Genomic DNA, 12,341 nt, shown 5'->3' on the forward strand with positions numbered 1-12,341 from the left:
CTGTTGTGACGCCTGTTGTGACAGTAAGTGTGGCGACTAATGTCGCGATTGATGTCGCGAACAGGCCGCCTGAGTTCTGTTTCTGCGCCGAGGCGCTACAGTGGAGGGTATGTCTTCCTTTACTCCATGGCGAACTCGCCGGCAGGCCCTGGCGGCGTTAAGCGCCGACATCTCCGGCGCCTTCGGCGATCTGGGCACGCTGTTGCCCTATGTGATCGGCGCTACGGCCCTGGGCGTGCTGTCGCCGCAGCCGGTGTTTATCGGCCTTGCCATCGGCTATCTGCTGGTGGCCCTGCTCTACCGCGCGCCCATCGCCGTGCAGCCGATGAAGGCTCTGGGGGCGATGATCCTTGTCGGTGGCCTCACCGCCGGTGAAACGGCCCTGGCCGGCGCCACGCTTGGCCTGATACTGCTGGCACTGGCCGCCACCCCCTATCTTGGCCGTGCGGCCCGGGCGCTGCCCCAGTCCGTGACGGTCGGCCTGCAGGCCGGCCTGGGCCTGATGCTGATAGCACTCGCGTTCGAGATGATGGCCGCAGGCTGGTGGCTGGCACTGCCGGCCGTGGCCGCCCTGGGCCTGTCCTGGCGTTGGCCACGGGGCCCCTGGGCGCTGGTCGTGGTCATCGCCGCCATCTGGCTGGCGCCGGCTGACGCACTGCCCGCGGCCGTGCACTCGACGCTGGTGGGCGAAGGCATCTCACTCTCATCGGTGGCGGGCGGGCTCCTGGCCCAGCTGCCGCTGACACTGCTTAATGCCGTGGTGGTGGCCACCGCCGTCTCGCGCTCGCTGTTTCCGGCCGCCGCGCCGCGCATCAGCGAACGTCGCCTGGCGGCCTCCAGCGGGCTGCTCAACCTGGTGCTGACGCCGCTGGGGGCCATGCCAATGTGCCACGGCGCAGGCGGCATGGCCGCTCACTATCGCTTCGGCGCCCGTAGCCTGATCGCGCCGCTGACCATGGCTATCGCCTGCGCTGCGGCCGCGCTGCACGGCGACGCCGTGATCGGCTGGCTGGCGGCGATTCCCACGCCGGTGGTCGGCGCCCTGCTGGCCTTTGCTGGGCTCGAGCTGGTATTGAACAGGCGGCTGTTTGACGCCCGCCCCGACTGTCGACCGGTGATCGCCGCCACCGCCGTGGCAACCCTCTTCAGTGGCGCACTGGTCGGTCTGGGGGTAGGACTTGCCAGCGAGCGTCTGCGCCGGCATCTTGTGCGCAGGCGCGCCGAGGGCATGCCGCCTGACAGGGGCCGATGTCCCTGACTCACCACACTCAAGGATGAAGCTCAGCGCACGCAACGTGATCAAGGGCACCGTGCTGGAAGTGAAGGAGGGCCCGGTCAACAGCCAGGTCCGCGTCGATATCGGCGGCGGCAACACCATCAAGTCGATGGTCACCAGCGACGCCATCGAAGAGCTCGGCGTTGCCGTGGGCAGCGAGGTTCAGGTGGTCATCAAGGCCTCGGATGTGATGCTCGGCATCGATTAACGCCCCACCTCGAAGTCCTTGCGACCTACAGCAAGGGCTTCATCGAGAGCGCGCTGGAAGGCGGAATGCCGCGGATAGCGCTGCCTCACCTCTCGAACCAGGTTCTCTCCCAGCGCCGGCCGCCTCATGGCAACAGCCGTTTCCTGGCATAGCGCCACGCAGGCGGCCGCCCTGGGATAGGCCTTGCGATGCTGACCGGAAACGATCGAATGACACCGCTCGGCTGCCGTCTCGCAACACCAGAGCAGCCAGGACTTGCCCTCCTCTGGCGAAAGCGGCGACTGCTGAATCGCCAGCCGCATGGCCTGGTTCAGGCGATCCGCCATGACGGCATCGTTGTCGCCAGGACGTGAAGCCACCAGCCGTTGCCACATGGCGTGAGACGCCGAGCCGATCTCCTGAACGGGCAGCGCAGTCAGCAGCGTTGGCAGACAGGCGAACAGCGCCTGGCTCGGGCTGTCGCCCAGCGACCAACCCAGGCTATCCGGCCGGGAGGGCAGTGCCGCCTGGGCCTGCTGCACCTCGCCGATCAGACACCAGGCCAGCACGGCGATGGCCCCCCACGGGGCAAAGGACGCGGGCCGCACCAACCACCTGTCCATGCTGACCAGGCGTTCCCTCCGGGGATCAGCGTTTGCTTCCGGCGCGCTGCTGATACCGCCCTCGTCGACTCGGCCCTTCTGGGCCACCGCCCCCAACCAGGCTGCCGCCTCGCTGATCCGACGATAACGCACGCTCCCTTCCGGACTGGCATCATGCAGGGCCAGCAGCCACCGCGGCCCCGGGTTGGCCAACAGGGCCTCGAAGGCGATGGCCGCCGCTTCGGGTAGCTCGAGCCAGCGCGGATCCTCCTGAAAGCAGGTGGCAAACTCGTGCCAGATCCCGGCTCCACGCGAAAAGAGCCCCTGCGCCGCCTGCCAGGCCGCCGCTGCCTCTGGCAGATCGCCCTCCCTAATCGCTCCACCCACCCAGTCGAGCCACAGCCGCGGAATTTCCGACCCCGTCCGCCTGGCCATGGTGGCAATGCCCTCCAGGCCCTGACGGCTGGCGAGAGCCTCGCGCAGCCATGCCAGCTCGAGTATGGATCGGGGAGATTGCAAGCTGCTCACCAGTCGATCCTCGAACTCCTCCCAGGAGGGCAGCGGCGGCGGCGCCGCACCCGCGATCTCCCGGAGCGAACAGTAGTGCACCGTGAACGCCGACACGCTCCCGGAAAGCCCAACCCCGCTGGCCGCCTCCAGCAGCGCCTCAACCCGATGCTCAGGCGCCGTGGCCAGATAGGTCGCCCGCAGATAGCGCGCCACATGCTCACGGGTGATAGCGTGATCGACCTCCTCCAGGCTGGGAGAGTGGCCATAGTCGTTCTCGATATCCACCATCTCCCAGATCGCCTCATAGGTCTCTCGAGCAGACTGGGGATCCGCGTCGTGCAGCAACGCCCCTGCCGCCTCCAGAAGATCGAACAGATCGGCCATCACCGGCTCGAACGGACCGCAGCCCTCCTCATCATCGAGATCGCCCCACTCCGGCTCGACCTCGGCGATGGCATCCAGCCGGGCCTGCATCGCGGCCAAGCGTGACGACAGGCCGTCACGATCGACGCTGGCGGAGCCGGCCTCATCGACCAGGCAGTGGTGGCGCAGGCGCTCGACAAACGCCTGGCGCTGGCTGGGGTGTGTCTCCTCGGCCCAGCGCTGGATCACCGTGCGCAGCTGTTCCGCGGAAAGGGGCGCCAGAAGGGCCTGAATCTCTTGGTGAAACTCGTTCCTGGTGTGCATCGCTGTTAACTGTTAACCCAATTCGTTCATCCGGTGTTTGTTGCCGCTAGCCTCCAGGGACAGTCCCCGGCGGTGGTGCCGTTGCTGGCCAAGAGCACAGAGACCGCCCCGCTGGCCCGGCCGGGGACTGTCCCTTCCTGCTCAGACAGCCAGTTCGGGGATAAGAGTTGGTTTATGTACGCTCGCCCTGGGCGGGCGCCCTGGCCTCGGCATCCAGCCGTTGGGCGGTCTGGTCCACCCCGCGCAGCCACACCAGCAGCACGGCACCCAGCGCCACGAAGCCACCCGCCAGCCACAGGCCGATATCGTAGTGGCCGGTGGCCTCGGCCAGCATGCCGGTCAGCGCCGGGGCGATGATCTGGGCGGCGCCATAGGCCAGTGTCATGCGCCCCATCATGCGCGCCGGGCTCTGAGGATAGAGCCGGCCGGCCATGGTCAGCACCAGGCTGACACAACCCAGGAAGGTGCCGCCGTAGAGCACCGCGCTGGCCAGTACCCCCGCCAGGCTGTCGGTCACCGCCGGCAGCACGATCCCCACCACCTGCAGGCCCATGGCGGCGATCAGCGCGCCGAGATAGCCGATCCAGCGGGCGATCAGGTCCCACAGCATGACCGCCGGCGCCGCCGCCAGGCCCACCAGGGCGAAGGTCCAGTTGCCGGCTCCGGCCAGCAGCGGCTCGCGCTCGACGATGGCGACGATAAAGGTCGCGCTGATCACATAGCCGTAGCCGGCACAGAAGTAGGCGGCCAGCATCAGCCGCATGAAGGTGCGGCTGGGCGGCTGGGCCTGTGGCTGCTCTCCCCCACTGCCCGGTGCCGGCTTCGCGGGGCGCGGCAGCCAGCACCAGGCGGGAATCAGCAGCCCCATGGCAAGGGCCGCGAAGCCCCACCACTGGGCCTGCCAGTCGAACGAGAGCCGCCGCATCAGCTCGACCGCCAGGGCCGCCAGCAGCATGCCCAGGCCCACCCCGGCGAAGTGAATGCCGAGCTCACCGCGCTGCCGGTGGCTGATCAACCAGTGCAGGATCAGCCCCGAGGCGAGCAGCATGGCGCCGCTGCTGGAGAAGCCGGCCACCAGACGCATCGTCGCCCATAGCCAGAAGCTGTCGGCCAGCGCCATGCCGGCGGTGGAGAGCAGCGCCAGCACCAGGGTGACCCGATAGAGCGTATCCTTGAGCCGGATGCTGCCGATGGAGGCGGCAAGCAATGCCCCGAGCATATAGCCGGCGTAGTTGAGGGCCGCCAGCCAGCCCCCCTGGGCGTCACTCAGCCAGGTCTGCTGCTGCATCACCGGCAGCAGCGGGGTATAGGCGAAACGCGCCACGCCCACACACAGCAGCTGGCTGAACAGCCCGGCCAGCAGCACGCGGTAGCGCGGTAGGAGTAGAAAGGGCTTGGCCATGCCTGGCGCTCCGAGATCCTTGATGACGTGGTGCACCGGCGGGTCGCCCCGCCGTCGACTCAGGCGCGGCGCCCTAGGCCGCCACGCCCCTAGAAGGTATAAACCACGCTGGCGGTGACCATGTCCAGGGCCTCGATCCCGTCGGTGTCGAGGTATTCGTACTCCAGCCGGCCACTCAGGCCGAACAGGCCGGCACGTACCCCCAGGCCGTAGATCGGATCGGTGCCCGAGTGGTTGCGATTCACGCCGCGACCGCGCTGCTCGGCGTCCCAGTCGGCCATGCCGGCCTTGGCGAAGAGACCCAGCGGACCGAAGCTCAGCCCGGCCACCGCCATCGCCTGGAAGCTTTCCACCTCGAGGGTGGCATTGCGGCCGTCGACCCGACCGTCGAGCTTGCCGCCGTTGGCATAGGCCAGCTCGGCGCCCAGATCGAGGAACGGTAGCCAGCCAAGGTTGTAGCCGGCGGTGAGCTTCCAGTGCTCGGCATCGTCGTCGAAGGCGCCCCCGCCGCCAAGCTGCCCGAGACCGACGCCGAGGTAGGGGCCGGTGCTGCCGGTGGCCGCGGCGTTACCGGCCGCCATCGTCAAGCCGGCCGCCAGGCCAGCGGTGAGCAGCGTGCGGGAAAAGACTGTCCGTGTCATAAGGCTCTACCTGTGATCGAAAAAAGGATGGGCAGTCTACCCGAGGCGCGAGCCGAGCCCTAGTCATCTCACAGGATGACGCCCTGGCCCTGGCGCGAAGCCCCCAACGATATCGACACAACCTGATATTCTCGGCCCCTGATCCGGCCAACGGAACCGAAGACTCGACGCCCCCCGTGCCACCCAACGTGAAGGAGCCAACGTGAAAGGAGATCGTATGAACCCCGTGACCGCCCGCCTCAAGGCCGTCGCCTCCCCCGCCATCGGCCTGGGCTGCATGAACCTCTCCCACGGCTACGGTCACTCGCTCTCTGAGACCGAGGGGCTACGCGCCCTGGAGGAAGCCTTCGAGATGGGCTATCGCCACTTCGACACCGCCACCCTGTATGGCGCCACCGCCAACGAGCGCCTGGTGGGCAGGGCGCTCGCCGGCAAGCGTGACGAGATAGTGCTGGCCAGCAAGTGCGGCATGGCCATCGACCCCGAGCTGGGCCGAAAGGTGATCGATGGCCGACCGACCACCCTGCGCCGCCAGTGCGAGGCGAGCCTCGAGCGCCTGCAGACCGACCACCTCGACCTCTACTACCTGCACCGCTGGGACCAGGGGGTGCCCATCGAGGAGAGCGTGGGCGAGCTGGGTCGACTGGTGGAGGAAGGCAAGATCGGCGCCATCGGCCTCTCCGAGGTATCCGCGACCACCCTGCGTCGGGCGCGCGCCGAGCACCCCATTGCAGCGGTGCAGACGGAGTACTCGCTATGGACCCGCAATCCCGAGATCGCGGTACTCGAGGCGTGTCGCGAGGCCGACACCCTGTTCGTGGCCTTCAGCCCGCTGGGGCGTGGCTTCCTCGCGGGATCGGTCCGCGAGCGGGAGAGTCTGGTCGAGGGCGACGTACGCCTCGGCATGCCTCGTTTTACCGCCGAGAACCTCGCTCGCAACCTGGCGCTGCTGACCGAACTCGAGCGCCTGGCCCACGAGCGGGAAGTCACCACTGGCCAGCTCGCCCTGGCCTGGTTGCGTGCCAAGGGCGACGACATCCTGCCCATCCCCGGCACCCGCCGCGTGGCCCATATGCGTGAGAACCTGGCCGCCGAGGAACTGACCCTGAGCGCCGAGGACGTTACGCGCCTGGATGCGCTGTTCGCCCCGCCGCGTATCGCCGGCGCACGCTATGCCGAAGGGCCGCAGGCCGAGGTCGATACCGAGCAGTTCGAGGAAGGGCGATAGCGGCCCCGAACGAGTGACGCGATCGGCACTGGCCCTGAGCTGAAGGCGGACTCGCTTGGCAGCTGGCGACAAGCACCCGACAATAGCTCCTGGAAAGTAGCCCCCCTGAAGAAATGTGACGTGGAGAGAGGCATGGACGACACCCTGGATGCGGTCATCGTCGGCGGTGGCATGGTCGGGGCGGCCGTGGCGGCGGCGCTGGGCCAGGCCGGCATGCGCGTGGCACTGGTGGAGGGCGGCGCTCCACCGGCGGCGATTCCCGATGACGCCCCCTTCGACCTGCGGGTGTCGTCGCTCAACCTCGCCTCCCGGCGCCTGCTGGAGGAGGTCGGCGCCTGGTCCTTCATTCCCGAGTCGCGGCGCTGCCCCTTCCGCCATATCGAGGCCAGCGACGCGACCGAGAAGCGCCATATCCGCTTCAGTGCCGTCGATCTCGAACTGCCCGACTTCGGCTTCTTCGTCGAGAACCGGGTGATCCGTCGCGCCCTGTGGCAGCGCCTGGCCGAGCTGCCTGGCGTCACCACGCTCTGCCACGCCGGCCCGGTAGCCTGGGTGCCTGGCGGGCACCGCAGCCTGCTGGAGCTCGATGACGGCCGCATGCTGGCGACGCGGCTGGTGGTGGGTGCCGACGGCGCCGGCTCCCACACCCGGGAGCTGGCCGGCATCGCCACCCGCGACGAGGACTACGGCCAGCGCGCCCTGATCACCAACGTGCGCACCCGGCTGCCCCAGCAGGATGTCAGCTGGCAACGCTTCGCCCCCCAGGGACCCCAGGCGATGCTGCCGCTGCCCGGTCACTACGCCTCGCTGATCTGGTACGACACTGCCGAGGCCACCCTGGCCCGGGAGGCGCTGGATGACGAGGCGCTGCGCCTGGCCATCGAGCACGCGTTTCCCGCCCGGCTGGGCGGCATCGAGGCGGTTCTCGGCCGGGCCAGCTTCCCTATTCGGCGTCGCCACGCCGAGCGCTATGTGCGCCCGCGCCTGGCGCTGGTGGGCGATGCGGCTCATGTGATCCATCCGCTGGCCGGCCAGGGGCTCAACCTGGGCATGCAGGACGCCGAGGCGTTGAGCCGGCGGGTGATCACTGCCTTCCGGTCGCAGCAGGACCCCGGCGGACGGGCGCCACTGACCGGCTATGCCCGGGAGCGGCGCCCCCAGACCCTGGCGATGATCGCCGCCATGGAGACCTTCCACCATGTCTTCACCGGCGCCGCCCCGCTGCGCCACGCCGGTGCCGCCGGCATGGCCGTGGCTGAGCGCCTGGAGGGTGCCAAGCGCGCGGTGATGCGTCACGCCCTGGGACTGTAGAGCCCACTCCTTACGAAGCCCGCGCGGCGACCGCTTCAGGCAGGGGCCCGTCAGCATATAGGCACTGGTCAGTCGGCATTTTGTTATGTTATAACTTTTGCCGCTTTTCGCCGCCTACCCCCAGAGGATCCCATGGCACACCGCAGACACCGGCACCGCCCGGAAGGACCCTGCCACTTCTCGCTGATGTCGCTTTCGGCCACTCGCCGCCTGCTGCTGGCGGCGCTACCGCTGGTGGCCCTGTGGCTGGCGGTGGCCTGGGCCGCCGGCTGGGGGGTGTGATGTCACGCCTGCAGCTCGAGAACCTGACCCTGGCCCGTGGCGGGCGCACCGTGCTGGAGCATCTGGAGGGTCGCTTCCAGGACGGTGCCATCACCGCCCTGATGGGCACCAACGGGGCCGGCAAGAGCACCCTGATCAGCGCCATCATGGGCATGCTGCGGCCGATCTCCGGTCGGGTGGCCTGCCAGGTGCCCAAGGAGCGTCGCGCCTGGCTGCCCCAGCAGCTCGCCCTGGATCTCACCTTCCCGATGAGCGTGGAAGAGCTGATCATGACCGGCAGCTGGCCCAGTCACGGTGCCCTCAAGGGGTACTGTGCGGCCCACTATCGCCGCGGCCGCGAGATCATGGCGCGCCTGGGCATCTCGCACCTGGCCCATCGTCAGCTGGGTGAGCTCTCCGGCGGCCAGCGCCAGCGCGCGCTGATCGGCCGCACCCTGATGCAGGAGGCCGAGCTGCTGCTGCTCGACGAGCCCTTCGCCAACGTCGATATCGAAACGGTGGACGTACTGATGGACGTGCTGCGCGACATGGCCCGGGATGGCGCCACCATCGTGGTGGTGCTGCATGACCTCGAGCAGCTCTCGCGCCTGGCCGACGACGCGCTGATACTGACCGGTGGCCACGGCCGCTGGGCGGCCCCCGCCTCGCTGCTGGAGCATTACGCCGGACAGCCGCCCCGTGCCCCCCGCCTGCCTCTTACCTTCCCGGATACCTTCGATGCTGGAACTGCTTGACGCCTGGCTGCTTGCCCCCCTCGACTACGGCTTCATGAAGCGCGCCCTGGTGGCCGGCCTGGCGCTGTCGCTGGCCGCCCCGCCGCTGGGGGTGTTCCTGATGCTGCGCGGCATGAGCCTGATCGGCGACGCCATGGCACACGCCATCCTCCCCGGGGTGGCCCTGGGCTTCCTGGCCGCCGGCTTCTCGCTGCCCCTCATGAGCCTGGGTGGCATCCTCTCGGGCCTGCTGGTGGCGGTGCTGGCCGGCAGCGTGTCGCAGATGACCGGCCATCGCGAAGACTCGGCGATGGCCAGCTTCTTCCTGATCTCGCTGGCCGCCGGCGTGATGCTGGTCTCCATGGGCGGCAGCAGCGTCGACCTCACCCATGTGCTGTTCGGCTCGATACTGGCCGTCAACACCACCGCCCTACTGCTGATCGCCGCCATCAGCAGCCTGATCGTGGTAGTGCTGGCGGTGATCTTCCGCGCCCTGGTGGTGGAGTGCCTGGACCCGCTGTTCCTGCGTGGTCAGGGCAGCCCGGTGAGCCTGATCCATGGCGTCTTCCTGGGCCTGGTGGTGCTCAACCTGACCGCCGGCTTCCAGACCCTCGGCACACTGATGGCGGTGGGCCTGATGATGCTGCCGGCGACCACCGCCCGCTTCTGGAGCCAGCGCCTAGAAGGGCTGATCGGCATCGCCATCCTGGTCGCCCTGATCGCCAGCAGCGGCGGGCTGCTGCTCTCCTATCATCTCAACCTGCCCTCGGGCCCCTCGATCATCCTGCTCGCCGGGAGCGGCTACCTGCTCTCGGCCCTGGTGGGTCGCCACCACAGCCTGCTTGCCCGGCTGCGTCGCCGCGCCACGCCGCTGGGCGCCCCGGAACCCGAATAATCCAACGGAGATCCCCTGTCATGCGTCCGCTGTCCCCCGCCATCAACGCCCTGGGCCTGGCCGCCCTGCTCGCCCTGCCCACCGCCCATGCCGAGGAGCGCGTGCAGGTGCTGGCAAGCTTCAGCATCCTCGCCGACATGGTCGAGAACGTCGGTGGCGAACACGTCGAGGTCACCGCCCTGGTGGGCCCCGACAGCGATGCCCATGTCTATTCACCGCGGCCCACCGACGCCCGAGCCCTGGCCGAGGCGGATCTGGTGGTCTTCAACGGTCTGCAGTTCGAGGGCTGGATGGAGCGCCTGGTGGAAGCCAGCGACTACACCGGACCACTGGTGATCACGACCGAGGGCATCGAGGCGCTGGCCTATGCAGGGCAGGATCATGCAGGGCACGAGGATTACGGCCACAGCGACCATGATGAGCATGATCACGCCAGTCATGACGACCATGATCATGGAGAGCATGAAGCACACGGTCACGCCAGCCATGATGCGCACGACCATGGCGACCAGGACCCCCACGCCTGGCAGAACCTGATCGCTGGCAAACGATATGTGGCCAATATCCGCGACGGCCTGATCGAGGCCGACCCGGAGAACGCCGATGCGTATACCGCCAACGCGGCACGCTATCTCGACGAGATCGACGCGGCCGATGACGAGGTCCGCACGCTGATCGGCGAGATACCCGCCACCACCAGCGTCATCACCGGCCATGCCTCCTTCGGCCACTTCGCCCACGCCTACGGGCTTCGGTTTATGTCACTCCAGGGGCTCTCAACCGACGCCGAACCCAGCGCCGCCGACATGGCCGGCCTGATCGAGGTGATCCACGAGCAGGATGTACGCGCCCTCTTCCACGAGAACATGACCAGCCCCGCCCTGCTCGAACAGCTGGCCGAGGAGACCGGACTGCCCATCGCCGGCACCCTCTACGCCGACGCCCTGGCCAGCGAAGGCGAGGCCAGCACCTGGCTGGGCATGATGCGCCACAACGCTCACACCCTGCACGACGCCCTGGCCGAACCGGGGCATGACGATCACGATCACGATCACGATCACGAGGATCATGGTCACGAGCATTGAGCAGTTGGTTAGGTGCAGCGAGACGGGGAAGGCTCTACGATAGATTCTTAACTACACCATTCTGTCCAAAGTGCTGCAGCTATTCTACAAATCCAGATTTTTGTCACGACAGGTCAGTAATAGCTTATAAATGAATCGGACGATCAAAGGCATCCAGCACCGACTCGTGCAACGCTTCCGACAGCGTCGGATGGGGAAAGACCGTACGCATGATCTCCAGCTCCGTCGTCTCCAGGGTTCGACCCAGCGCATAGGTGCCGATCAGCTCGGTCACGTCCGGCCCGATCAGGTGAGCCCCCAGCAACTCGCCGCTGTGCGCATCCATGACCGTCTTGACGAAGCCCTGCGAATCTCCCAGAGCCAGGGCCTTTCCATTACCCACGAAGGAAAAGCGGCCGACGCTGACCGTATGGCCGCGCTCCCGGGCTAGCGCTTCCGTCAACCCCACGCTGGCCACCTGGGGATGGCAGTAGGTGCAGCTGGGAACGGCTTCGGGATCCAACGCATGCGCATCGGCAAGCCCCGCGATGCGCTCGATGCAGGCCACACCCTCATGGCTGGCCTTGTGGGCAAGCCAGGGCGGACCGGCCACATCACCGATGGCGTAGACCCCCGGCTCGCCAGTGGCCGACCATCGATCCACCGCAATATGGTGCTTTTCCACCTGCACCGCCGTGTTCTCCAGCCCCAGGTTCTCGACGTTGCCGACGATACCCGCCGCCACTATCACCTTCTCGCTGTGATGGTCGAACCGCACGCCCGCCGCATCGACCGACATTCGCACCCCCGAGGCCGTGACCTCCGGCGCCTCGGCCCGTGCGCCGACGTGAATGGCAATGCCCTGCTCGGTGAGCCGCGCATGCAGATGAGTGGCGATCTCCTCGTCCTCCTGCGGCACGATCCGCTCCGCCGCTTCCAGCAGGGTGACCTCGACACCCAGCGCTGCATAGAAACTAGCGAACTCTACACCGATCGCCCCAGCACCGATGACGGTCAACGACGCAGGCAGTGCCTGGGGCGTCATCGCCTCGCGGGCCGTCCAGATGTATTCGCCATCTGGCGTAAACCCCGCCAGCTCCCTCGGCCGTGCACCGGTCGCCAGCACGATATGATCCGCGCTAACCTGCTGCGCACCGTTGCTACCCTCGATGCGCACCAGGCCTTCACCCTGCAGGCTCGCCTGGCCTGTCAGCACCTGCACGCCATGCTTCTTGAGCAAGCCGCGCACGCCGCGGTTCAACCGGCCTGCCACCTCGCGGGAATGGGCGACGGCAGCCCGGATGTCGAATCGCACCGTACCATCCAACACCACACCGAAGGCACCGCTCGATTGCGCCTGCCGAAACAGCTCGGCCGAGCGCAGCAGCGTCTTGGTGGGAATGCACCCCCAGTTGAGACACACGCCACCAAGCTCGGCGCGTTCGACGATGGCCGTGGTGAAGCCCAGTTGGGCCGCGCGAATCGCCGCCACATAGCCGCCCGGACCGGCGCCGATGATGAGAACTTGAAACTGCGCCATTGC

Annotated in this window: 12 protein-coding genes; 8 read left to right on the forward strand and 4 right to left on the reverse strand. The window is 67.8% G+C overall.

The window, feature by feature from the left end; all coding sequences use genetic code 11:
* The first annotated feature begins 109 nt into the window (after nucleotides 1–109).
* On the forward strand, nucleotides 110–1,258 hold the full coding sequence (locus tag E0702_RS03725) for a molybdate transporter family protein (protein ID WP_132041633.1): 1,149 nt from the start codon (nucleotides 110–112) through the stop codon (nucleotides 1,256–1,258).
* Between the two features lie 16 nt (nucleotides 1,259–1,274).
* Nucleotides 1,275–1,484, forward strand: a complete 210-nt coding sequence (locus tag E0702_RS03730) for a TOBE domain-containing protein (protein WP_132041634.1) — start codon at nucleotides 1,275–1,277, stop codon at nucleotides 1,482–1,484.
* Here E0702_RS03730 and E0702_RS03735 read toward each other — a convergent pair.
* From E0702_RS03735 to E0702_RS03745, 3 genes are all read right to left on the reverse strand, one after another.
* Nucleotides 1,481–3,262, reverse strand: a complete 1,782-nt coding sequence (locus tag E0702_RS03735; protein WP_132041635.1) for a hypothetical protein — start codon at nucleotides 3,260–3,262, stop codon at nucleotides 1,481–1,483. The genes E0702_RS03730 and E0702_RS03735 overlap by 4 nt on opposite strands.
* A gap of 172 nt (nucleotides 3,263–3,434) precedes the next feature.
* Nucleotides 3,435–4,664 (reverse strand): YbfB/YjiJ family MFS transporter, encoded by a 1,230-nt coding sequence (locus E0702_RS03740; protein ID WP_132041636.1) that lies wholly within the window; start codon nucleotides 4,662–4,664, stop codon nucleotides 3,435–3,437.
* An 89-nt stretch (nucleotides 4,665–4,753) separates the two neighbouring features.
* Entirely contained in the window at nucleotides 4,754–5,305 is a 552-nt protein-coding gene (locus tag E0702_RS03745; RefSeq protein ID WP_132041637.1) for an outer membrane beta-barrel protein, read from the reverse strand.
* A 217-nt stretch (nucleotides 5,306–5,522) separates the two neighbouring features.
* Between E0702_RS03745 and E0702_RS03750 the strand changes: the two genes are divergently transcribed.
* The 6 genes from E0702_RS03750 (at nucleotide 5,523) to E0702_RS03770 (ending at nucleotide 10,819) form a co-directional block, all read left to right on the forward strand.
* Nucleotides 5,523–6,533 (forward strand): aldo/keto reductase, encoded by a 1,011-nt coding sequence (locus E0702_RS03750; protein ID WP_132041638.1) that lies wholly within the window; start codon nucleotides 5,523–5,525, stop codon nucleotides 6,531–6,533.
* A gap of 132 nt (nucleotides 6,534–6,665) precedes the next feature.
* Nucleotides 6,666–7,844, forward strand: coding sequence for an FAD-dependent monooxygenase (locus E0702_RS03755; RefSeq protein WP_132041639.1), 1,179 nt, complete (start codon nucleotides 6,666–6,668; stop codon nucleotides 7,842–7,844).
* Nucleotides 7,845–7,976: 132 nt separating this feature from the next.
* Nucleotides 7,977–8,126, forward strand: coding sequence for a hypothetical protein (locus E0702_RS18995; RefSeq protein ID WP_165927470.1), 150 nt, complete (start codon nucleotides 7,977–7,979; stop codon nucleotides 8,124–8,126).
* Entirely contained in the window at nucleotides 8,126–8,860 is a 735-nt protein-coding gene (locus E0702_RS03760) for a metal ABC transporter ATP-binding protein (RefSeq protein WP_132041640.1), read from the forward strand. The genes E0702_RS18995 and E0702_RS03760 overlap by 1 nt, the downstream gene beginning before the upstream one ends.
* Nucleotides 8,844–9,734, forward strand: coding sequence for a metal ABC transporter permease (locus E0702_RS03765; RefSeq protein WP_132041641.1), 891 nt, complete (start codon nucleotides 8,844–8,846; stop codon nucleotides 9,732–9,734). Before E0702_RS03760 ends, E0702_RS03765 begins: the two co-directional genes overlap by 17 nt.
* Nucleotides 9,735–9,754: 20 nt before the next feature.
* Entirely contained in the window at nucleotides 9,755–10,819 is a 1,065-nt protein-coding gene (locus E0702_RS03770; protein WP_132041642.1) for a metal ABC transporter solute-binding protein, Zn/Mn family, read from the forward strand.
* Nucleotides 10,820–10,943: 124 nt separating this feature from the next.
* Here E0702_RS03770 and lpdA read toward each other — a convergent pair whose 3' ends face one another.
* A complete protein-coding gene (gene lpdA, locus E0702_RS03775) occupies nucleotides 10,944–12,338 on the reverse strand; it encodes a dihydrolipoyl dehydrogenase (protein ID WP_132041643.1) in 1,395 nt (464 codons plus the stop codon).
* Nucleotides 12,339–12,341: the final 3 nt, after the last annotated feature.

Origin of the sequence: Halomonas marinisediminis (assembly GCF_004347715.1) — a bacterium.
Taxonomy (GTDB): Bacteria; Pseudomonadota; Gammaproteobacteria; order Pseudomonadales; family Halomonadaceae; genus Halomonas; species Halomonas icarae.